The 23,291-nt window shown below is 36.0% G+C and carries 23 protein-coding genes and 1 tRNA gene; 7 read left to right on the forward strand and 17 right to left on the reverse strand.

Annotated features, from left to right (window positions below; all coding sequences use genetic code 11):
* Nucleotides 1-237: 237 nt before the first annotated feature.
* From yhbH to CEF18_RS13260, 3 genes are all read right to left on the reverse strand, one after another.
* Nucleotides 238-1,398: a sporulation protein YhbH gene (gene yhbH / locus CEF18_RS13250; protein ID WP_110936919.1), complete on the reverse strand. Its 1,161-nt coding sequence runs from the start codon at nt 1,396-1,398 to the stop codon at nt 238-240.
* Between the two features lie 403 nt (nt 1,399-1,801).
* Nucleotides 1,802-2,395, reverse strand: a complete 594-nt coding sequence (lepB, locus tag CEF18_RS13255) for a signal peptidase I (RefSeq protein ID WP_110936920.1) — start codon at nt 2,393-2,395, stop codon at nt 1,802-1,804.
* Between the two features lie 292 nt (nt 2,396-2,687).
* On the reverse strand, nt 2,688-4,583 hold the full coding sequence (locus tag CEF18_RS13260) for a PrkA family serine protein kinase (RefSeq protein WP_110936921.1): 1,896 nt from the start codon (nt 4,581-4,583) through the stop codon (nt 2,688-2,690).
* 332 nt (nt 4,584-4,915) lie between these two features.
* On the opposite strand from CEF18_RS13260, the gene CEF18_RS13265 reads away from it, so the two are divergent.
* Nucleotides 4,916-6,784 (forward strand): transglycosylase domain-containing protein, encoded by a 1,869-nt coding sequence (locus tag CEF18_RS13265; protein WP_110936922.1) that lies wholly within the window; start codon nt 4,916-4,918, stop codon nt 6,782-6,784.
* Nucleotides 6,785-7,055: 271 nt separating this feature from the next.
* Here the strand turns inward: CEF18_RS13265 and CEF18_RS13270 are convergent, their stop codons facing one another.
* The 8 genes from CEF18_RS13270 to CEF18_RS13305 all read right to left on the reverse strand — a co-directional run bounded on the left by CEF18_RS13270 (nt 7,056) and on the right by CEF18_RS13305 (nt 12,730).
* Nucleotides 7,056-7,613, reverse strand: a complete 558-nt coding sequence (locus tag CEF18_RS13270) for a DUF5366 family protein (RefSeq protein WP_110936923.1) — start codon at nt 7,611-7,613, stop codon at nt 7,056-7,058.
* 306 nt (nt 7,614-7,919) lie between these two features.
* Nucleotides 7,920-8,225, reverse strand: a complete 306-nt coding sequence (locus tag CEF18_RS13275) for an antibiotic biosynthesis monooxygenase family protein (RefSeq protein ID WP_110936924.1) — start codon at nt 8,223-8,225, stop codon at nt 7,920-7,922.
* Nucleotides 8,226-8,518: 293 nt separating this feature from the next.
* Entirely contained in the window at nt 8,519-8,992 is a 474-nt protein-coding gene (gene trmL / locus CEF18_RS13280) for a tRNA (uridine(34)/cytosine(34)/5-carboxymethylaminomethyluridine(34)-2'-O)-methyltransferase TrmL (protein ID WP_110936925.1), read from the reverse strand.
* Nucleotides 8,993-9,078: 86 nt separating this feature from the next.
* A complete protein-coding gene (locus tag CEF18_RS13285) occupies nt 9,079-9,558 on the reverse strand; it encodes a hypothetical protein (RefSeq protein WP_110936926.1) in 480 nt (159 codons plus the stop codon).
* Nucleotides 9,559-9,735: 177 nt separating this feature from the next.
* Nucleotides 9,736-10,662, reverse strand: coding sequence for an amidase domain-containing protein (locus CEF18_RS13290; RefSeq protein ID WP_223292300.1), 927 nt, complete (start codon nt 10,660-10,662; stop codon nt 9,736-9,738).
* A gap of 126 nt (nt 10,663-10,788) precedes the next feature.
* Nucleotides 10,789-11,319, reverse strand: a complete 531-nt coding sequence (locus CEF18_RS13295; protein ID WP_110936927.1) for a methylated-DNA--[protein]-cysteine S-methyltransferase — start codon at nt 11,317-11,319, stop codon at nt 10,789-10,791.
* A gap of 49 nt (nt 11,320-11,368) precedes the next feature.
* Complete coding sequence (queG, locus tag CEF18_RS13300) at nt 11,369-12,529, reverse strand: tRNA epoxyqueuosine(34) reductase QueG (protein WP_407690399.1); 1,161 nt, start codon at nt 12,527-12,529, stop codon at nt 11,369-11,371.
* 127 nt (nt 12,530-12,656) lie between these two features.
* A tRNA-Gly gene (locus CEF18_RS13305) sits at nt 12,657-12,730 on the reverse strand.
* A 173-nt stretch (nt 12,731-12,903) separates the two neighbouring features.
* On the opposite strand from CEF18_RS13305, the gene CEF18_RS13310 reads away from it, so the two are divergent.
* Both CEF18_RS13310 and CEF18_RS13315 read left to right on the forward strand, forming a co-directional pair.
* A complete protein-coding gene (locus tag CEF18_RS13310) occupies nt 12,904-13,782 on the forward strand; it encodes an SDR family oxidoreductase (RefSeq protein WP_110936929.1) in 879 nt (292 codons plus the stop codon).
* A gap of 235 nt (nt 13,783-14,017) precedes the next feature.
* Nucleotides 14,018-14,947, forward strand: coding sequence for a CAP domain-containing protein (locus CEF18_RS13315; protein ID WP_223292301.1), 930 nt, complete (start codon nt 14,018-14,020; stop codon nt 14,945-14,947).
* Nucleotides 14,948-15,030: 83 nt separating this feature from the next.
* Here the strand turns inward: CEF18_RS13315 and CEF18_RS13320 are convergent, their stop codons facing one another.
* Entirely contained in the window at nt 15,031-15,369 is a 339-nt protein-coding gene (locus CEF18_RS13320) for a hypothetical protein (RefSeq protein ID WP_110936930.1), read from the reverse strand.
* 196 nt (nt 15,370-15,565) lie between these two features.
* Between CEF18_RS13320 and CEF18_RS13325 the strand changes: the two genes are divergently transcribed.
* From CEF18_RS13325 to CEF18_RS13335, 3 genes are read left to right on the forward strand one after another with little or no spacing between them, the layout of a single operon-like run.
* A complete protein-coding gene (locus tag CEF18_RS13325) occupies nt 15,566-15,943 on the forward strand; it encodes a GntR family transcriptional regulator (RefSeq protein WP_110936931.1) in 378 nt (125 codons plus the stop codon).
* A complete protein-coding gene (locus tag CEF18_RS13330; protein ID WP_110936932.1) occupies nt 15,933-16,790 on the forward strand; it encodes an ABC transporter ATP-binding protein in 858 nt (285 codons plus the stop codon). Before CEF18_RS13325 ends, CEF18_RS13330 begins: the two co-directional genes overlap by 11 nt.
* Nucleotide 16,791: 1 nt before the next feature.
* Nucleotides 16,792-17,493, forward strand: coding sequence for a hypothetical protein (locus CEF18_RS13335; RefSeq protein WP_110936933.1), 702 nt, complete (start codon nt 16,792-16,794; stop codon nt 17,491-17,493).
* A 198-nt stretch (nt 17,494-17,691) separates the two neighbouring features.
* On the opposite strand, the gene CEF18_RS13340 is transcribed toward CEF18_RS13335, so the two are convergent.
* The 5 genes from CEF18_RS13340 to gnd form a co-directional block, all read right to left on the reverse strand.
* Nucleotides 17,692-17,949 carry an HPr family phosphocarrier protein gene (locus tag CEF18_RS13340; RefSeq protein ID WP_110936934.1) on the reverse strand — a complete coding sequence of 86 codons (258 nt, stop codon included), beginning with the start codon at nt 17,947-17,949 and terminating at the stop codon, nt 17,692-17,694.
* Nucleotides 17,950-18,130: 181 nt separating this feature from the next.
* Entirely contained in the window at nt 18,131-19,405 is a 1,275-nt protein-coding gene (locus tag CEF18_RS13345; RefSeq protein WP_110936935.1) for a TRAP transporter large permease, read from the reverse strand.
* A gap of 16 nt (nt 19,406-19,421) precedes the next feature.
* Nucleotides 19,422-19,991, reverse strand: a complete 570-nt coding sequence (locus CEF18_RS13350; RefSeq protein ID WP_110936936.1) for a TRAP transporter small permease — start codon at nt 19,989-19,991, stop codon at nt 19,422-19,424.
* Nucleotides 19,992-20,111: 120 nt separating this feature from the next.
* Entirely contained in the window at nt 20,112-21,206 is a 1,095-nt protein-coding gene (locus tag CEF18_RS13355; protein WP_110936937.1) for a TRAP transporter substrate-binding protein, read from the reverse strand.
* 105 nt (nt 21,207-21,311) lie between these two features.
* Nucleotides 21,312-22,208, reverse strand: coding sequence for a phosphogluconate dehydrogenase (NAD(+)-dependent, decarboxylating) (gene gnd, locus CEF18_RS13360; protein ID WP_110936938.1), 897 nt, complete (start codon nt 22,206-22,208; stop codon nt 21,312-21,314).
* A 214-nt stretch (nt 22,209-22,422) separates the two neighbouring features.
* On the opposite strand from gnd, the gene CEF18_RS13365 reads away from it, so the two are divergent.
* Nucleotides 22,423-23,274 carry a MurR/RpiR family transcriptional regulator gene (locus tag CEF18_RS13365; RefSeq protein WP_110936939.1) on the forward strand — a complete coding sequence of 284 codons (852 nt, stop codon included), beginning with the start codon at nt 22,423-22,425 and terminating at the stop codon, nt 23,272-23,274.
* Nucleotides 23,275-23,291: the final 17 nt, after the last annotated feature.

Consider the following 23,291-nt stretch of genomic DNA (forward strand, 5'->3'; position numbering starts at 1 on the left):
TCAAAAGGTCACTGAAAAAAGTGGAGTAGACTTTCTAAAAAAGCTCTGTGCCCTTTTGTTACTTTGTTAGCATGGAATCTTATAAGCATTGCCCGCGGATAGCGTCCGCCTAGAGCTAGTTGGATCCTCTCTGTTCAACAAACACAATAATCTCTAACAAACCGATAATTTTATAAATTATCATGTTAAAAAGGACCCTGAAAAGTTTCATCAGGATCCTTTTAATTTTCTTTTTTATTAATGCATGTTAGCTGTTTCTTTTTGAAAGAACCACTTCAATGAACGATATACATCCTCTTTATCTTTTAAAATATAATGTCTAAATCGTTTATCCTGGATTTTATTATAGGCATTCATAAGAGTAGAGTTACGATTGTACTGATTAACTTCTCCATAACCAAACATACTCGATATTTCCATTAACTCGTTCACGTATTTCATACACCTTTGATTATCTGAAGTTAAATTATCGCCATCTGAAAAATGGAAAGGATATATATTATATCTTGAAGGTGAATACTCTTGATCAATAAGTTCTAATGCTTTGATATAAGCAGATGAGCAAATCGTTCCACCACTTTCACCTTTCATAAAAAAGTCATCCTCTGAAACCTGTTTTGCCTCTGTATGGTGCGCAATAAAGGCTATGTCTACTGTTTCATATTTGGTTCTTAAAAATCTGGTCATCCAAAAAAAGAAACTTCTAGCCATATACTTTTCAAAACGTCCCATGCTTCCAGATGTATCCATCATCGCAATAACAACTGCCTTCGATTCAGGCTTAACTTTTTCTTCCCAAGTTTTATAACGAAGATCATCATTGTATATAGGTGCTACCCCTGCCTTACCGTCCATCGCATTTCGCTTAATCGCCTCTAATATTGTTCTTCTCTTATCCACATTTCCCATTAAACCTTTTTTTCTTATATCATTAAACTCAATGTTCTCAACAATGACATTATCTTCTTCTTTTTGCTGTAAATTCGGTAGTTCTAATTCCTCAAATAACATTGCTTCTAATTCAGTTATAGATACTTCCGCTTCATAATAATCTTTCCCTGCCTGATCTCCCGCACCGTCTCCTTGCCCTTGACCTTGCTTTTGAGGCTCTCTTGCTACAACATCACCCACGCCACTCTTACCATCACCTTGCCCTACATGTTTGCTTTTGTCATGATTATATCTAATTTTGTATTCATCCAATGAGCGAATTGGAACTTTAATCAGATCCCGTCCATTTGACATTACTATGCTTTCTTCACTTACTAAATCTGGTAGATTTTTTTTAATGGCTTCTTGAACTTTTTCATGGTGTCTTTGCTGGTCTTGCTGTCCTTTGCGGTGGAGGGACCAATTCTCATTTGAAACGATAAAGTTCTTTCCCCGTACGTTTGCCATCGGTAAACCCTCCTTTAATACAAGTGGTGGATTTGAAACCTTTGTACCCTCTTCTTATTTTATACTATGCACCTAGGACAGTTAGTTGCCAAAAAACTATACAGAAACCTCTTATTTTCTTAACATTAACTTTAAAAATTAGGAATATAACTCCTAATGTAAAAGCTTTGATATAGAAATACCAAAATAATCTAAAATCCTATACGCTTACTGTATTTATGATCAGTGAGTTTCGTCGAACAAAGGCTATCCGAGATCAAACCAAGATTAGAAAACAACTAGGGTTAGACTCAAATTAAAAAATGTCTGATCCACAATATTATGGTCCAGACATTTTTCAAGGAATCATGCTGAAAATAACATATGATAACAAACAGTTATTCTCTTTATTTCATACTAATTTTCATTTAAAAAAACGCATATTTTCCGGTGGCCAAAAGGTCATATTCGCTTCCCCTACAATCATTTCTGTTGACACAAACCCAATATGACGACTATCTACACTATTTTGCCTGTTATCTCCTAAAACAAACACATGCCCATCAGGCACAGTCGTTTTTTCAGTCTGCCCTTCCAAATCAAAATCTTCCGTAAACAGACCATTTTCATGAGCTTCTCGATGAACCTCTAAAAATTCCTCTTCATGAGCAACACCATTAATATAAAGCATGTCATCTTCATAATATATTTCATCACCCGGCAAGCCAATCACTCTTTTAATATAATCAGATTCCTCTGTAGCATGAAAAATAATTAAATCAAATCTACTTGGCTCCTTCATCTCGTATCCTACTTTATTCACAATGATTCTTTCCCCATCGTGAATCGTAGGCATCATCGATTTACCGTAAACGATATAATTAGTAAATAAAAACCCTCGCACAAAAAAAGTAAGAATTAACACTACAGCTATTAATTTTGAAAATGACCATATCATACGTTTCCAAGTTTGTTTCCTAGGACGATTGTCTGGTTCAGGTGCTTGGTCCGTATTCATTTTTTTGACTCCTTTTTATCTAAATTTCCCCTTATATATACTTATAGGGCTTATTAAGATAATTGCCTCGAAGCAGTGTTTATAAACCAAATATTAAGAAAGTAATATAACTGTTAACATACTGTAACAATTGGATGTAAACGCATTCAATATAACTGAAATAAAACTAAGTTACGACATTATTATAAATACGGTTTTTTTCTCATCTAGGTTACCTTCCTGTTTCTTCTACCTCGACCTGTCTTCCACAGAAGAAATCGTAAAAAAGGGGATCTCTCCCCCCTTTTACTTTTTATCTATTCAAAAGGCTTCCTACATAAATTAGCAAATCATTTGCTGAATTAGTATTATAACCATGTTCGTCTACAAGTCTTGCGATTACTTCGTTTATCTTTTTTAATTGGTTTTCATCAGGCGTTTTAGTTGAAGTGGTTATTTTAACAACATCTTTCAAATCAGAAAATAACTTTTTCTCAATTGCTTCCCGCAGTCTTTCATGGGAATGGTAATTGAACTTTTTACCTTTTCTCGCGTAGGCAGAAATTCGAATTAATATTTCTTCCCGGAAAGCTTTTTTCGCATTTTCAGAAATTCCTATCTGTTCTTCAATAGATCTCATCAGTTTATCATCAGGATTCATTTCCTCACCAGTTAACTGATCGCGAAGTTTATTTTTGTTACAGTATGCTTCAACGTTATCTAGATAATTATTCATTAACGTTTTCGCCGACTCCTCATAGGAATAAACAAATGCTTTTTGAACTTCTTTCTTGGCCATTTCGTCGTACTCTTTCCTTGCAACTGAAATTAAATTCAAGTATCTTTCGCGATCTTCTTTTTTAATGGATGCGTGCTGATTTAAACCTTCTTTTATAGAGCGTAAAACATCAAGAGCATTGATAGAAGTTAATTCTTTCCGAATAATCGCAGATGAAATACGATTGATGACATACCTGGGGTCAATACCTTCCATTCCTTCATCCCCAAATTCTTTTTTCAATTCTTCCACATCCTGATTATTAAAACCTTCTACATTTTGTCCGTCGTAAAGTTTCATTTTCTTCAATGAATCTACGTCTTTTTTCTGTGATTCCTTTAATCTGGTCAATACTGTAAAAGTTGCTGCCACTTTTAACGCGTGTGGGGCAATATGGACATGGGAAATATCGGATTCCTGGATCATCTTTTGATAAATTCGTTCTTCTTCACTTACTCTTAAATTATATGGAATCGGCATAACTATCATTCGAGAATGTAATGCTTCATTTTTCTTGTTCGAAATAAACGATTTATACTCAGCTTCGTTGGTATGTGCAATGATCATTTCATCAGCTGATATTAGCGCAAATCTTCCTGCTTTAAAATTACCTTCTTGTGTCAAAGATAAAAGGTGCCACAAAAACTTTTCATCACACTTCAACATTTCTTGAAATTCCATCACACCTCGATTGGCTTTGTTTAATTCTCCATCGAAACGGTAGGCTCGCGGATCAGACTCAGAGCCATACTCTGCGATCGTTGAAAAGTCGATACTTCCAGTTAAATCGGCGATATCTTGTGACTTTGGATCAGAAGGACTAAATGTACCTACACCTACTCTTCGATCCTCTGAAAGAAAAATCCGTTCAACTTGAACATCTTCAATCCTATTATCGTATTCATTTTCTAGCCTCATCATATTTAATGGAGAAAGATTTCCTTCTACACGAATTCCATATTCCTCGAAAAAACTTTTGCGCATATGTTGTGGAATCAGATGAAGAGGGTCCTCATGCATCGGGCAACCCTTGATTGCATAAACTGCTCCCTTATCTGTTCTAGTGTATTGCTCCAAACCTCGCTTTATCATTGTAACGAGTGTTGACTTCCCTCCACTAACCGGGCCCATCAAAAGTAAAATTCGTTTTTTAACATCTAATCTTCTGGCTGCAGAGTGGAAATATTCTTCTACTAATCTTTCAATAGCTTCTTCTAAGCCAAATATTTGATCTTTGAAAAATAAGTAGCTTTTTTTACCATCTTCCTCAACTACTCCCGCATCTTTAATCATGTTATAAATTCTGGAATGAGCTGTCTGGGCTACTTCCGGATGTTCATGTAAAATATCCAGATAATCAGCGAAGGTACCTTCCCACTTTAACTTCTCCTCTTCTTCTCTGTGCTCTTGGATTCTATTTATGATGTTCATTATACCCTCCTTAATAGCTGGTCTTTCATTTTTAAAGTTATGATTCATCTTATGCAAACACCTAAAAGAAGATTCACTATCCTATGAAAAATGAAAATAAGTTGACCATTCATTCATCACTTATTTTTATGCTTTGGAATAGTCATTAAAGGTTCTTTGCTCGAATTAAATGCAGGAATTCAATAGAAATTTAAACATTCAAAAAGATATATATATAAAGATATAGGATAATCACTTTCGCTTCTTTCCAATTCAAAGTAAAATAAATATAATAAATTCTTTTTTAAAAAGACCGTACCGCTTTTTTATTAATAGTGAGAGTGTGTGAGATTATGCGTATAATGATTGGAAACTTTTTCATCCTTTTATTTGTTAGTGTTTTTTCTTTGTTTTTTATGTGGACTGCCAGAGAATTATCTTCCGTAAAATCATTAGATAATTTCCTCGATGAGACTATTCAATTAGAAGATATTATTCTAACCTATAACAGCAAAATTTTAGACCACGATGGTAATATTATTTCTGATATATATTCAGAAGAAAATAGAATCGCAGTATCTTACTCAAATATTCCATCTAAATTCATAGAAGCCTTTGTTGCTGCTGAAGACCAAAAGTTTTACGTACATAAAGGATTTGATACTGGGGGCATAGCAAGAGCTTTCTTAGTAAACCTTCAAAACAAATCAATTGAACAAGGAGGAAGCACGTTAACACAACAGTTGGCACGGAATTTATATTTAACTCATTCTCAGACATATGAACGGAAACTAACTGAGCTACTCTATGCTTATCACCTAGAAAAGAAATTTTCCAAAAATGATATTATGGAAATGTATTTGAATACTGTGTATTTTTCAAATGGTGTATATGGAATAGAAGCTGCAAGTAACTATTATTTTAGTAAAAAGACAGATGAACTAAGTATTGCAGAAATTGCATTTCTCAGCTCAATCCCTAATAGCCCTGCTCATTATAATCCTTTAACAAATAGCGAAAATACTCATCAACGGAAAGAGTGGATATTAGAAAAAATGCATGAGAATCAGTTTATTACGGATAAGGAATTAGAAGAATCTTTAGAGGATATGATTACCCTTGAGATATATGAGAAAAAAGATAGCTTTCCTGATTATGTAACATATGTTCATTATGAGTTAAAGCAAATTGTTTCAGCTGAAGAGGGATTTGTGCAAAAAATACATTCCGCTTCTTCACAGGAAGAACGAACTTCTTTCGAAGAAAAATTAGCAAAACGGGTAGATGAGTTGATATCATCCGGAATTACCATTGAAACTGCTTTAAACCCAAGTATTCAAACGCATGCTCTTTCAACAATAAATCGTTTATTAGAAAATAGCCCCATTCAAGCAGCGACTTCTATTATCGATCATGAGCAAGCAGAAATTGTCGCAATTACTGGAGGAGTTTCCTATGATAAATTTAATTTTCACCGGGGTTTCCAAGCTTACCGTCAACCCGGATCAGTAATCAAACCATTGCTTGTATATGCCCCTCTTCTTGAAGAAACAAGTCTAAATATGGCCTCTGTTATTGATGCTGGCCCTATTAATCGAAATGGCTACTCTCCAAATAATTTTGGCGGTGCTATTTATGGGAAAGCGACAATAGAAACAGCCTTAAAAAACTCATATAATACCGCTGCAGTTAGAATGCTTGACACAGTAGGAATTGAAACTGCTTTTTCTTATGTAGATCAATTTAATTTTGCAAAAGTCAGCTCATCTGATTATAAACTTCCCTCAGCATTAGGGGGGTTCGAACATGGGATGACTGTTAATGAATTAACTCAGGCCTACTCTACATTTTCAACGGACGGGGTATACCATTCCCCTAAAGCCATACGTAACATCATGGACGCCGATGGAGAAGTCCTGTACTCCATGGAAAAAGAAAATTTAGAAATATGGAGTGAGGATACAATTGCAGATTTACGAAAAATGCTCGCTAAAGTTGTATCAGAAGGAACTGGAAAAGCAGCTCGTTTGAATAGGGCTGGCTATACAGGAGGGAAAACAGGAACTACAAATGAATTTCATGACTTGTGGTTTATCGGAATGAATGATCGTTATACGACAGGATTATGGATGGGCAAAGATGAGCCAAGCTCTTTAATAAACGAAAGCAGCCAAAATCTTCATACCAAATTGTGGCGTGATATTATGAATGGTATTAATTAATCAACTATAAGGACTGGTAAAGCTAATTTTTATTTTGTAGAAACTGGGCAGCTACAATGGAAAACAATAAGGACACTGAAAAAATCGTTCATCACTTTTCCAGTGTCCTTATGTTGTGCTATAAGTTAAACAATTGTTATGGTGTGAGGCCCCTTTGGATTTGCCGATTAGTCTTATCCAAAAGGCTGAAGCGTTTTGCCTTTGGGAAGCGTCCACTGTAGTCGGACTCAAAAGGGATAATAAATAACATTTCATGATAAATAGATCAATTTTAAACAGGTAAACCAGCAATAATACTATTATATAACTTGACGACCGCATAAAAAATAACTGTTACAAAAGCAAACCAAAAAAAGAGATGGAAGAAAATTAGTCCAATTAGGGCAAAGGCTGATAATGAATCACTGACGCGATAAATGAAGTAAATAAAGTAAATAAAACAAGTTAGAACAAACACACCCAATAGTGCAAAAATTTCAAATGTAGCGGGAACCGATGCGATACCACCTATTAGAAAAATCCATGAGCCTTTCCTAACATTTTTCAATTCACTTCCATCTTGATCCCGGGAAAAAAAAAGTAAAGAAAGCTCATTCACCGTAACTGCTATTAATTTCATAGCCGCAAACAGCATGAAGAAAAACAGCCATAAAACAAATAAAAGAATAAGGTCAATCCCTCTTGCCGAAAGGAATTCAATCATACCAGAGTATAAACCGATTTCCTGTAAATACTGAATAGCCAGTCTCTCTATATAAATCGCAAATGAAAGACCGAACAGTAGAATTGCAATAAGAGGAAAATGACTAGTTAAATAAGTGTTTTTCATAATTGACCCCTATTATAAACATAAATTTTTATGTAATCTGATAAAATTTGTTGTATTTGAAAAGAATTCAAAGAAGCGAAAAGCGGCTACTCCGGCAGGATCATAACTGTCGAAGACACCACGGGCTGGTTTCGCGGGGAGACTGTTAGCAGTGCCCGTGGAAATTAACCGCCTTGAGCGGATTCCAGACCCTCGTTCCAAGTACTCAACAGTCTTTATGAAAACACCCTTAAGCATAAACTACCTTATTGATAAAAATTAAATATTAGTAGAAAGCGTCAAATACTCTCGCTATTTATTTAAGTTTTATAAATGATGTTTCACTTCATAAGCATAAATTTTATTTCCGGAAGTAGCACTCTTATCAAGGTTCTCACGTCTTTTTTTATGAGCCTGTTTGAAAGAATCACTGTGGATCCATGACTCATAGTCATCTTTTGTCTCCCACTTCGTTAACACTATTTGATAATTATCATCTTCTTCTGGGTCTAAAAATAAGAAATCCAAGCAGCCAGGAACCTGCTTCATTTTCTCGGAGCTTTCGGCAAAACGATTTGCTACGTTTTCTCGTCCTTCTTTAGGTACATGCAATTCATTCATTACAACATACATGAATACGACCTCCTTTTACTATCATTATTATACGTTATTTATACTAGGATTCAAAGATTTCCCACACTCAAAATTTAGGTCCGCAATGTTTCTTTCTCTCTTAAAACATGGTATATTGAGGTGTAGATAACGTCTAAGGAGGCATTCCCATGGGACTAGCTTTAATTACAGGTGTTTGTATAGTCTTTCTTATCGCCATTTTTACAGGTGGATATAACTCAAACCCTCACAAAAAATAAAATAAAAAAACCGTCCCCTGTTTGTTGGTGACGGTTTTTTTATTTTATTTTAGCCTATCCAATGGAAGGGAAACTTTGTTGACGTAACGCTTCATATACAACGATGGCTGCAGTGTTCGAGAGATTTAATGAGCGTATCTTATCCGTTTGTGGAATACGAAAACATCTCTCTTGATACTTCTCTGTTAGTTCTTTCGGAAGTCCTTTTGTTTCTTTGCCAAACACAAAAAAGTAATCCTTTTTCAAGTCACTGTAATCAATCTCATGATAATGTTTCGTCCCGATTGTTTCAATAAAGTAAAACTCGCCTTCAGGATACTTCAAAAAAAGTTCCTCTATATTATCATAATGATCAACTTTAACATTCGGCCAATAGTCGCAGCCTGCTCGTTTTAACATTCTATCATCCGTTGAAAACCCTAGTGGATGTATGAGATGTAATCCCGTGTTTGTCCCGGCACAAGTTCTAGCTATATTACCTGTATTTGCAGGTATTTCTGGTTCATGTAAAACGACGTGTAATCCCACTGCTTTCACCTCTAGTATACTCATTCTTTATCCAAAAGCTATCTTACCATGACAACCAAACAAAAGAAAGAAGCCTCTCTAATAGATTAGGAAGAGGCTTCCAAGCTTTCGACAAAAAGAATTAATTCTTCTGTGGATACTTCTTTACCAATTACCTGATAAGAAGGTACCTTTTCATTGGTTTCTTCAAACAACCCTTTTTTATCAACAAACGTATACTGAATAGAAGGGAGAGGATCGGCAAAATAGCTAAGCTCCCCAATATAATCAGAAACTTCTACAACCTCAGTATCAGGCTTACGTACTCCGGAAAAATTCATATTCAAATCAAGATGCTCTCTTAAAGAGGGAATATCTAGTCCTTGAATATTTTGATCTTGTATAAGGTCGATTTGCCGATTATTTTCTCCAATAAAACTTGATACCAAAAGTTCATCTTCATAAATTGTTTCTTCCATATCCCACCCATCCAAATCGGATTCAGGAATGAGTACTGGAAATGGAAGCTCTTTCTTCGCTTGAGAGAAAGTAGCCTCTGCATGTGAGCATGCTACAACGATAACCATTAAACAACTCATTACTATAAAATTTTTTCCGAAACATCTCATTCGCATTCGCATAGAAACACCGTATCTTTCTTTGGACAAATTTAGACATACTCAAAAGCGTTATGGAAAAGCCTAAAAAATATATTTTCACTATATCATAATCTCTTATTAAAGAGGGCCATAATTAGAAACTCTTCACTTCAGATTTGATTGCTCTACAATTTGAAAAAATTTGTAGTTTATTTTAGGTGTCCAAGCTGTAGAGTCTTCATATGCCCAATATCTCATACGACTATTCGTTGTATGGGCATTAACAAGGGGCATTCGATTCGCATCTTTGTCAACTACAATTGTAGTGTGTTGCCAGCGTCCGTCACCGTTAAAATCATAACAAATAACGTCTCCTCTCATTAATTCTTCCGCTGAAGATACTTCTCTTGCTTGTAATCCGCTATTAGATCCACTTAAATACCATCGAAAAGAATGGGCGACTGCCCAACTGAAGCTCCAATTCTCATTCGTATTCCACCAGCCTTCGCCTCGGTTTGGTATCCCTTTCATCGGTGCTCCACCTGCACGAAGACACTGCGATATATAATTTGTACAATCAACATCAAAGGAATTGTACTCAGGATTATAATCATCCCACCATCTCTCCGCATATCTTGTAGCAGCAAGTCTTTCATATTCAAATCTTTCATTATTTCGCTGATCAGTGATTAAATCTAGTTTTTTATATGAGTCAATCTCTTCATTGTCCGAATAGCCATCTGGATACACCAGGTAATCATCGACCATTTCCTCTCCATCAATAACACCTCTGCGATACTGATTTATTTCTTCCAAGTATGCTTTTTTCTTATGAAAATGAAAATATGTTATTTTCATTAAATAATCAAATACAACTCGTTCGCCCAAATGTTCATGGTTAAGTACTTCGACATCAACACTATTTTTCATTGTTGTACACTGACGTGTCTTTTGTTCTTTTAATTTCCTTTTACATGCATCTGCATCCTCTTCACGAATGAATGAATTCCCATTTAAATGATCTTCCTCCCCAACAAAACAAACGAGACAATTTTTCCAATACTGTTCCAACACTTCTATTGTCTTTTTCAAAATTGTTCCCCTCCTTGTCACTCGTTCTATACATATTCAAGAGACAGTGGGGATCACCCTAAAAAAAAGAAAAATCCTCCAAAAGTTTTGGAGGAGGGCTAGTATTCTATTTATAAGATGGGTGTGTTAAGAAGAAATTCGCTCAAATGATCCTTCAAGCCTTAACAGAATTTCCTTTTTATCCAAACCACCACCGTAACCAACCATAGAACCATTTGTACCGATTACACGATGACAAGGAATGATAATAGGAACTGGATTTCTATTATTAGCTCCTCCTATGGCTCTTACAGCTTTTGGGGAACCTATTTCTGTAGCAATTTGCTTATAGGATTTAGTGACACCATAAGGAATACTAGCCACTTTTTCCCACACTAACTTTTGAAATCTCGTACCGATTAAATCAAGGGGTAAACGAAAATCTTTAAGTTCGCCATTAAAATAAGCGCAAAGTTGTTCCTCAACCATTTTCAAGGGGGGGCTCTCGTTTAGTAGTGTTGCATTGATCTGTAATTTTCTTAATTTCATATTGATAGAAGTACTTGTGTCACTTGCTGAACCGAATTCAATGAAGCAAACCCCTTTGCTCGATTGAACCACAGTTAAAATGCCAATTGGACTATCCATTTCAGCGTAATAATACGGAAGTTTCGCCATCAATTGCTCCTCCTTAAGTTCAGTCTACTAAAGTTTATCTTACTGAACTTCATCGTTCTGTTCGAAGAGGACCCCGCTCCTTATCCTGTGATTTAAGCGCTTTATCTATCTCAGCCTCTGCTTCTAAGTCATTTTCTTTCTTTTTCGCTTCTTTAAGCTTTGTCTCAGCTTCATTACTAGAAGTAATTTGACTGATAGCCCACGCAGATGTTCCTCGAATTACTGGTCTTGGATCCTCAAGTAATAATGTATACAGTGTTTCTAACGCTTCTTTTTCTTTAAAGAATCCGAGGGCGATAATTGCATTACGTTGAATAGGTTTCTTCCCTCGCCATGATCCTGACATTTTGCCGTATTTCTCCTTAAATTCTCTGTTACTAATCGTAAGTAAAGGAATTAATGTAGGTTTTACAGTCTCAGGATCTGGCTCCATCTCGGGATGATTGTGCGCATCCTTGCCTTTATTCTTTGGACAAACTACTTGACATGTATCACATCCATACAAACGATTGCCAATCTTTTTTCTGTATCTTTCCGGGAGCATCCCTTTCGTTTGCGTTAAAAAGGCAATACATTTATTCGAATCTAATTGTCCTCCCTGAATGAGTGCATCAGTTGGGCAAGCATCTACGCATTTATTACAAGAACCACATTGGTCAAGCAAAGGTTGATCTTCTGGTATATCAACTGTAGTAATCATCTCACCCAAGTATACATAGGATCCAAACTCTGGTGTAATGATCGCACAGTTTTTAGCGCTCCAGCCAATACCCGCTCTTTCAGCGACAGCTCTATCGGAAAGTTCTCCGGTATCAACCATTGCGGTTGACTTAGAGCCAGGCACTTTTTTTTCAATAAACTCGACAAGAAGATTTAATTTTCTCCTTAATACATGATGATAATCTTCTCCCCACGAGGCCCTGCAAAATATTCCCCTTCTGTCCCCCCGTTTTGATTTAGGTGCATTTTTCATTTTTGAAGGGTAAGCTAACGCAATAGAAATAATTGTTGATGCCTCAGGTAGAAGCATTTGAGGTTCTGTTCGCTCTTTAAGCGAGCCTTTTTCAAATCCTGATTGATACCCTAATTCTTGCTGTTGTTTTAAGCGGGACTTGAGTGTTACAAAAGGGTCCGCGGAAGTAAACCCAATTTTGTCAATCCCTACATGCTTACTATATGCAATTAGTTCATTCTTTAACTGGGCATTCATCACGGTATTCCCCCCTTTTTTTCTATTTAGTATCTATAATATCTTTACAAAGCGAAAAAGCAGCGTTTCTATAGTAGAAACACTACTTCTCATGATTAACATATATTTTAATTTTTATAAATAAAATTGGAGCGGGTGATGAGAATCGAACTCACATCATCAGCTTGGAAGGCTGAGGTTTTACCACTAAACTACACCCGCAGTATTAACTTCTTTCAACTGATTCTTCTAATAACCTGATATCTATTTTACTACTCTGCTTAGAAAATGTCAATAATAATTAAAGATGTTATCAATTCCGCGAAAATGGTTATATATAAATTGTGGAATTAATTTTATGAAAATCTAGAAAATAACTGGAAGAGGTGTTTTACGTGAAATACTCACGCATTAAGGACTTACAAAAAGAAGGACAGCCAGCACAAATACAACAGCGACAGCCTGGAATAGAAAATGAAATGAATCCAGAGCCCGTGTATGATGATCCTGACTACAAAGGTTCAGGAAAGTTAAAAGATAAAGTTGTGTTATTAACAGGAGGAGATAGTGGGGTTGGACGAGCTGTAGCAATAGCTTTTGCAAAAGAAGGTGCCAAATTAGCGATCGTGTATTTAGATGAAAATGATGACGCAGAAAAAACAAAAGCTATTGTGGAAAGCTACGGATCTCCTTGCAAGCTCATTCCTGGTGATGTCGGTGAAGAGAAGTTTTGCTTTGAAGCAGTAAGTAAAACTATCGACGAGTATGGTCAATTGGATTCTTTAATAAATAACGCTGCCGAGCAGCATTACCAAGAGAAGATTGAAGATATATCATTTGAGCAATTGGAGCGTACCTTTAAAACAAACATTTTCTCTGCATTTCATTTAATTAAAGCAGCAAGACCCCACCTTAAGCCGGGAAGCAATATCGTGAACACTGTTTCTATCGTGGCTTATCAAGGTATGCCTGTATTAATGGATTATGCCGCTACAAAAGGCGCTTTAGTTGCATTAACAAGATCTTTATCTGAAAATCTTGTCTCAAAAGGAATTAGAGTAAACGGGGTTGCTCCCGGGCCAATTTGGACACCGCTCATCCCTGCATCATTTCCTGCAAGCAGCGTTGCTAAGTTCGGGACAGATACTCCAATGGGACGACCAGGACAGCCCGCTGAACTCGCCCCATCCTATGTGTATTTAGCATCTGATGATTCATCTTACGTTTCAGGACAAGTGCTGCATGTAAATGGCGGAAAAATTGTAAATGGTTAAGAATCAATGAAGTCTAGTTTTAGAAAAGAAACTTGAAGAAACGAAATACGGCGACTTCAGCTGTAAAAGCAACTACTGAAGGCCTACGAAGTGGTTTGTCAAAAAAAAGTGGTCGCATAGGCAATTCTAAGTAAAAACAGACTAAAGTTTTAATGTTTTTTCTCGTTATTTTCCATCTATATTTTCTTTTAAATAAGAAAAGCTATAGAGGAGATAAAACGAGGAGGATCATAAAATGAAGAAAAAAATATTACTATTATTATCACTGTGTTTCATTTTAATCACGGTTGCTTGCAATGACAATAACATGAACAACGCTTTTGAAGGTCAAAGACAAAGCTTACAAGGTCAACACATGAAAAATGGTCTTCAAACCAAAGAGGATGACAACCTTTCAAGTATTAAAACAGAAATGTCAAGTTCTGAATTTCCGCACACGAAATCGTTTCAAGTGCAAGAAGCACAATTTGATTTTGAAGTTGATGAGAATCAGTCCCATCCAGAAGCGTTGTATCACAGTAATTTCCCTCTAGAAGGAATACCTAATCTTAACGAGTTTTTGCCTGAAGAAGGATTACCAGATCTAAATATTCAACAACCTTCTCCAGGTCAAGAGCAACCAGCTCCCGAGCAAGCCCGGCCTGAACCTGAACAACCTCAACAACCAGATCAAGGTCAACCTGAACAGGAACAACCTCAACAACCAGATCAAGGGCAGCCTAGTCAACAGCCTCAGCAACCTGAACAAGTACAACAGCCTGATACTACACAAGGTGGTACTGAAGGCACTCAACAAGAAGAGCAACAAGTTATCGATTTAACCAATCAGCAACGAAGAGAAAATGGACTTTCCGATCTACAAGCTGATGACGCTTTAAGCAATGTTGCCAGAGCAAAGTCAACGGATATGCAGCAAAATAATTACTTTTCCCATACTAGTCCTACCTACGGATCTCCTTTTGATATGATGAGGGATTTTGATATTAATTATAGTTCCGCGGGAGAAAATATCGCTCAAGGACAACGGTCACCTCAAGAAGTCGTGCAAGCATGGATGGATAGTCCGGGGCATAGAGAAAATATATTAAATGGAACATACACACACATCGGTGTCGGTTATGATCCAAACGGCAATCACTGGACACAAATGTTTATCAGTAAATAAATTACAGCGAGAGGGATGTGGCGAGTAAATGCCACATCCCCTTTTTAATTTTTGAAATCCTACTTTTTTAGTACATCGTTTCTTTACATATGTTTCTTTTCATATTTCCATTTAGTATCTTCTATTTCCTGTTCTCCATTCCCCACACTCTTAATCAAACCAATTCCTTCAATTTCTTTTAAAAGCTTATAAACCGCTGCTACGTCCATTTTATTTGCAAAAACCTTTTCTGCCAGTTCAGTTGTTGTTGGATACGTCTTTGTATTATTTTCACGAATATGTATTAAAAGCTTAACCCGTTTCTTTTGACGTGCATCTTCCTTGTATTTACCAGTAACTATATTTTTGAGAGGATCACTAATAAATACACCGAGTACAATACCCATCATAACTAAAAATAAATCATATAAAATTACACTCACAATAATCACCTTCCTTAAAGGATTAGTTTAACAAATTGACACAGTAACTGAAAGTTACATATTCACTTGATAAAACACCTAATCGAAAAAATGGGTGGTAATTCTCTGATAAAAATAACTTAATATATTGCATTATATCTTCGTTGGTTGTATAGTTAGTTACATAGGTAATTAACCGATTAAGGAGGTTGCATGAATGAAAAGTTCATTAGATGAAAATAAGCCAATATTTCTTCAAATTAAAGAACAAATTGAAGATTCTATTATAAATGAAACAATTAAAACAGCAGAAAGAATCCCCTCTACAAATGAGTTTGCAGCCTATTACAAAATAAATCCAGCTACTGCTGCAAAAGGAATAAATGAATTAGTCATGGAAAATATCCTAATTAAACAAAGGGGTGTTGGAATGTTTGTAACCGACAATGCAAAAGAAATTCTGATTAATAAGCGAAAAAAAATATTTTACAAGAACTACATGGATCCATTAAAAAAAGAAGCAACCAAACTAGGAATCAGTAACATGGATTTAATTGAAATGGTAAAAATGGAGGGGATTGAAGATGAGAATTGAAGTTAAAAACTTATCCAAGAAATACAAGAAGCAACATGCCTTAAATAATGTTTCCTTTACGCTAGAAGAACCAAAAATTTACGGTCTTCTAGGTAGAAATGGTGCAGGAAAAACTACTTTCATGGATATATTGTCCGGAAATATTTTAGCCAGTGAAGGGAAGATTTTAATTAATGGTAAGAATCCATTTGATAATCAGGAGCTAACAGAATCAATTTGTTTAATGAAAGAAGGAGACAATTTTAAGAAGGATTTGAAAGTGAAAAATGTGCTCAAAATCTTTTCTTATTTTTATCCTACCTGGGATCATAAACTAGCTGATGACCTTATTAATGAATACAACCTTAATCTAAACGCAAAAATTAAAAGTCTCTCAAAAGGAATGGAATCATCTCTTGGAATTATTGTCGGTTTAGCAAGCAAAGCACCAATTACTATCTTTGATGAACCATATATTGGTCTGGACGCCCCTTCACGTCAGAAATTTTATGAAATACTTCTAGAAGAATATCAAACTGAAAAAAGAACTATTATATTCTCTACCCACCTTATTGATGAAGTAAGTTTACTATTTGAAGAGGTACTTATTTTACAAGAAGGTTCCCTTGTTTTACAAGAAAACGCGGATACCCTTAGAGACAGTACTTGCGCTGTTTCCGGTAATACCGAAGAGGTAGAACTATATATCAAAGACAAAGAGGTAATTGGAAAAAAACGTCTTGCCGGAACGATGACTGCCTATATTTACGGGAGTATAGAAGAGGCTAAAAAACAAGGTTTTACTGCTGAAGGTGTACCAATTCAAGAACTAATGATTTATTTAACTGATGGAAAGAGAGGTGCCTAATATGGGAAGACAAATTAAAGGATTGTTATATTTTTTCATCACTGATTTACGATACTCACTGATAACTTTTTGGACTATTTTATTAAGCATCTTAGTGATCTCTCTTACATTCGCTTACTTTTTGCTAAGCGTAGAAGATGGAGGGTTTTACTTTGGATTCCCTTTTGCCATCTATATTTATATGGGGATCTTGGGGTTCCTAACCGTAAAGCAAAGTATTCCTTTTTCTTTGAAACTGGGAGCTACTAGAAAAAATATTTTTATTAGTCTCGGCTTGTTCTTTTTAGGATTATCGATTGCAAAAGCTATTTTTGCAAGTATTATTCAATCACTTACGTTAAAATTCACTGAAATCACCAGTATCCACACCTTTGAATTCATCCATCCTGCATCTCTTCTCGAAGATACATGGTTAAATCGAGTGATCATCGACTCAAGCATTTTGTTTTTTCTCTCTGTATTCATGTTTATTATCAGTTTACTATTTTATAAATATGGATTAGCCGGCGGAGGAAGTGTAACAGGAATTATTGTTATTGCCTTACTTGTTGGGATTGCGAAAGGATGGATTTTTGACTTCTTTATTAACTTGTTCTCAGACATAAATCTTTTATTCTTCTTCCAACTGTTTGCTATTTCTCTAATATTATTTTGTCTATCCTTTTTATTATTAAGGAAAATCACGACAGTGAATGTTAAATAGTTAGGTTAGCAAAACTGCATTGCAGTAGCATTGTCCCGCGGAAAGCAGCAGCCTAGAGATCAATCTCTAAATACTAATAATTTTATAACCGCTGAATAAAAAGACCTGGTCAGCCCTCCGCAAATATCGAAAAATGCCTATTAGGAAACATTTTTCCTAATAGGCGAACTTGCTTTTGTTTTTCTTCCTTTTGCGTTGTCACGTTAAAAAGTCTACGACTGCTTCTAATGCTTCCTCACAATCTTCCCCTACTGCGCGAACAGAAATACTGTCCCCATTTTCTAGGTGTAATGTTACAAGACCAAGAAAGCTTTTCACATTTGCTTCTAATACATTTCCCCGCATAACTTTTTGTAAATAAATATCCGAATTGAACTGTTGCAGCTTTCCAGTTAACTCGATGATTGTTTGTGTTTCATCAATATGAACAGTAATTCTTTTTTTACTTTCTTCCAATAGTAACCCCACCTTTCCGCTATTTACCGTTCTTACAATCCCAAAAAATACACGGAACTCCCGCTGAAAAAAAGTCAACTGAGACCAATCAGTGTGATTTTCCCGATGTGCTTGCCGTATATTAAAATTGGACGATAACAGAGCCTTTTAATTAAAAGTAAACGTTGAGCAATTACTTGAACTAACCTAAAAGCATCAATGATAATTGAGGTATAAAAATAATCACAATCAACGTAACGAGCATCGCAATAAAAAATGGAATGATGGCTTTTGATATTGCCTCAATCGATAATCCTGAAATTCCGGATGAAACAAACAAATTTACTCCGAGCGGAGGAGTAATGAAGCCAATTGCTAAATTTACAATCATAATTATCCCGAAATGTACAGGATCATATCCAATATTCACTGCAATTGGCAATAAAATTGGCGTTAAGATAATAATTGCTGCTAACGTATCCATAAAGCAACCAACCACTAAGAGTAACAGTGTGATAAGTAAAATGATTACGATCGAATTATCGGAAATAGAGAGCATTGCTTCAGCTACCTGATTTGGAATTTGTTCTACCGTTAGCAGTCTACCGAATGCAGTAGCAGTTCCAACAATAATTAATATTGTTGCAGTCGTTAAAGCTGCATCACTAATTATCTTTGGTAATTCTTTGATTTTTAATTCGCCATATAAAACAGTACCTGCAATTAGCCCGTAAACAACAGCTATAACTGATGCCTCGGTTGGAGTGAAAATCCCCCCATATATACCACCAAGAATAATTAACGGCACCAATAAAGCCCATTTCGCATCCCAAGCTGCCGCAAGTAATCCCTTAAAAGAAAACTTTTCTTCCGTGCCTTTATATCCCATCTTTTTAGAGTAAAAGTAAGCATATACCATTAATCCTAAGGCAACACAAATACCAGGAATGATACCTGCAATAAACATATCACCGATCGTCGCTCCAGTACCAACAACCCCGTAAATAACCATGGGGATACTTGGAGGGATGATTACACCTAGTGACCCTGCTGCTGCAACTGTTGCCGTGGCAAACCGTTTATCATATCCCATCTTTACCATTGCTGGAATCATAATACCACCAACTGCGGCTACCGTTGCTGGAGCAGAACCTGACACTGCGGCGAAAAACATACAAGTAACAATTGTTGCTATCGCAAATCCACCTGTTCTATTTCCAACAATTTTATTCGCCACCTTAAATAAGCGATCGGAAATTCCTCCTTTTGCCATAATCTCCCCCGCAAGAATAAAAAATGGCACCGCCATCAGGGGAAAAGAATCAACTGATGTTACAAGGCCTTGTGCTAAAAACTCAAGTGGTAACGACCCTGAATAAATAATCGTGACTAATGTAGCTATACCTAGCGAAATTCCAATTGGGACACTCAGTAACAAAAATAGCGCAAAACTTCCAAACAACACTGCTGCAGTCATTATATGTACCTCCTAACTAGTCTTTTTTATTTTCAGTAGCCTCTATTTGATCCTGAATCTCTTTATTTTCAAGAATAACCTCTTGTTCCGTTTTCACCTGGAACTCTTCATTTCCCAGTAACGCCTTGAATTGTTTTATCAGTTGTTGAATAATTCGAATAGCAGTCAAACCCATTCCAACAGGAGTTGCCAGATAGACTATGCCCATAGGAATATGAAGTGCCGGTGACGTTTGACCAAAGCCAAGCAACTGTTTCGAAATATCGTAACCATAAATAACAACAAAGATAGCAAAACCTAGAAAGATAATATTTGAAACAATATTCAATACAATTTTAGCTTTATCTTTTAATAAAACTAACATCACATCCACTTTAATATGACGTTGTTTTTTCACTCCGTAACTGATACCAATATAAACTAGCCAGATAAAACAATATCTTGCAAGCTCTTCAGACCACGACAGAGAAGAATTCATAACATGACGCATAAATACTTGCAAAGCAATAGCTACTACCATTGTTACTGAAAAAATAATTAACAACACTTCTTCTAAATGATCGTCTATCCAACGTAAAACCTTCATAATATCCCCTCTTCCAATTTCATTTTCTAATGCTTCATTTCCTCTCCTTGAAAAAAAGCATAAAATCAGTTTTGCTTTTTTTCAAGGAGAGGCTTGATTTAACAAGCCTCCCTACAACAATTATTTCTGTGCATCCTCGATTGCTTGATATACTTCATTGACTAAATCCTGATCAAGTTCTGCTGCATATTCTTCAACAACCGGCTCAATAGCCAAACGCATTTCTTCACGAGCTTCATCTGAAATTTCAGTAAAAGTCATACCTTCCTCAACTAAACTATCTAAATACTCATCATTTGCTTCACGGTTCAACTCTCGTTGATATTTCCCGGCTTCAAGAGCAGCATTATCAACAACTTCTTGGTAATCTTCAGGAAGAGTATCATAGAAAGATTTACTCATTAAGAATACAAATGGACTGTAAATATGGTGTGTATCAGATACATAATCTTGTACTTCATAAAAACCTTCTAAATAAATTGTAGCAAATGGATTTTCTTGACCATCAACTGTTCCCTGCTGAAGTGCAGTGAACAACTCTGTAAATGCCATAGGTGTTGGATTTGCCCCCATTGCACGGAAAGCATCTAAATGAAGATCATTTTCCATTGTACGAATTGTTAATCCTTCAAAATCATCCACGGAAGCTACTTCCTTTTCACTGTTCGTTAAATCTCTGAAACCATTTTCCCAGTAAGCCAAACCTTTTAGGTTTTGATCATCAAGCTTATCTAAGAACTTTTGACCAACTTCCCCGTCTAATACTTCATCTGCAACTTCACTATTTGGGAATAAGAACGGAAAGTCGAAGATTGAGAAATCCGAAACAAAGTTAGCAATTGGAGCTGTAGAAGGAACCGTTACTTCTTGTGAACCAAGTTGAAGCGCTTCCATCATCGTCCGGTCATCACCAAGTTGCCCACTGTGATATGTTTCTACATGAATTGCACCATCAGTTTCTTCTTCCACGATTTCTTTAAACTTTTCTAATCCTTTGTATTGTGGGTGTTCGTTGTTTAAGCCAATACCAGCACGGATCGTGAATTCTGCATCCGCTGCCGCTTCTTCATTTGCACCATTAGCTTCTGCATTCTCCTCTTTTACTTCCGTATCATTATTATTCGCTTCAGGAGATTCCTCATTATTACCGCCACATGCCGCTAATAAAAACATCATTACCATTGAAACAAAAAACATTTCAAACTTTTTACTCATGCTTATTCCTCCTAAGTATAGATAAAAGAAAGTAGTTATACTTTCTTCCCCTTCTTATTTACTCTTACCATTTTTACAAGCTAATAACTTTGAATCATTGCCTAATTACTTCTTAACTACCTCATGACCACCGAATTCATTTCGAAGTGCGGCTACAACTTTGCCTGTGAACGTATCGTCTTCTAATGAACGGTTGCGCATCATCAACGATAAAGCAATAACAGGCGCTGGCACTTGAAAGTCTAACGCTGTTTCTACAGTCCATTTACCTTCACCTGATGAATTCATAATGCCTTTAATTTCATCAAGCTTCGGGTCCTTTGAAAATGCACTTTCAGTCAGTTCCATTAACCAAGAACGAACCACAGATCCATTGTTCCATACTTTCGCAACTTTCTCGTAGTCGTAAGCAAATGGACTTTTATCTAAAATATCGAACCCTTCAGCAATCGCCTGCATCATGCCATATTCAATACCATTATGAATCATCTTTAAAAAGTGACCGCTACCCACTTCTCCACTATGTAGGTAACCATTCTCAATTGTTGTATCAACAAATATACTTTCCACTCTTTGAATCACTTCATTTGGTCCGCCAACCATCATACAAGCACCTTCCCTAGCTCCATCGACACCTCCACTTGTGCCAACATCTACTAAATGGACGCCCTTTTCACTTAACAACTCTGCTCTTCGCAATGAATCTTTGTAATTGGAATTTCCTCCATCTATAATGACATCATCTTCATCTAATAAATGGGACAGTTGTTCTACTAAACTTTCTGTAATCTCCCCCGCAGGAACCATTAGCCAAATTGTTCTCGGCTTCTCTAACTGGTTTACAACTTCTTCTACCGAATATGCAGGGATTGCACCATATTTACTCAATCCTTTTACTGACTCTCGGTTTACATCATTGGCAACTACCTCATGTTTATGATCAAGTAAATTTTGTGCCAAGTTGTAGCCCATTTTTCCAAGACCAATCATACCTATCTTCATCGTATTACCCCTTTCTCTGATAATTTTCAATAACGAAATATTATTTCTTCGTATCTCTATTATAAGATAAAAAATTTCTTTTACAACCTTTTTAAATAAAAAAATATTTTTTATTTACGCGTTTTCATTTATACTGGTTTAGAGGAGATTTCTAAGAAGACTTATTCATATGGTCCTATTAATTAGTCTATTTACTTTAATAAGGAGTGCATTTATGACTGAAAATGGTTTTTGCAAACATCGTATTAAAGCTTCCTACTCTGATTTTCGAGTCAAAGAAAAGAAAATTGCTGATTATATTTTAGAAAACCCTGAAAAAATAATTCATTCTACTATTAGTCAGATAGCTGAAATCAACGGTGTTGCTGAAGCAACTGTATTTCGTTTTTGCAAGCGAATTGGCTTTAAAGGGTATCAGGCAATGAAAATTGCATTAGCTTCAGAGGTTGTCACAGGAATGACAGATATTCATGAAACCATTCAAAAAGGTGATGATGAAAGTCTCGTTGCAGAAAAAGTTTTTAAATCTAATATCCGTACATTAGAAGAAACATGGTCTGTCCTTGATAGCATAGAATTCAAAAAAGCAGTCGATATTGTTTTAATGGCTAATCGTATAGAGTTTTACGGAAGTGGTGGATCCGGAGTCATTGCCATTGATGCCCATCATAAGTTTATGCGTACAGGAATTCCTACTGTTGCTTATAGTGACTCTCATTTTCAAGTAATGTCAGCTTCTCAGCTAGATGAGAACGATGTAGTTGTCCTAATTTCTCACTCCGGGAAAAATCGAGACATATTGCAAGCACTTGAAGTGGCAAAGGAACAAAATGCTACTACAATCGGCATCACTACACTTGCCAAATCCCCTTTAAGTGATGGAGTAGATGTTCCTCTATATACTGTCTCCCAGGAAACAGAGTATCGGTCTGAAGCTTTGTCTTCCCGCCTTGCTCAATTAAGTATTATCGATGCTTTGTATGTCAATGTTAGTATAGGTAGAAAAGAACTCATGCAACAGTCTATTAAGAAAATGAGAAATGCCATCTCATATAAAAGAATATAAACGATCGTCTCTTAAAA

It is taken from the genome of Salipaludibacillus neizhouensis, assembly GCF_002886185.1.
Classification (GTDB): Bacteria; Bacillota; Bacilli; order Bacillales; family Salisediminibacteriaceae; genus Salipaludibacillus; species Salipaludibacillus neizhouensis.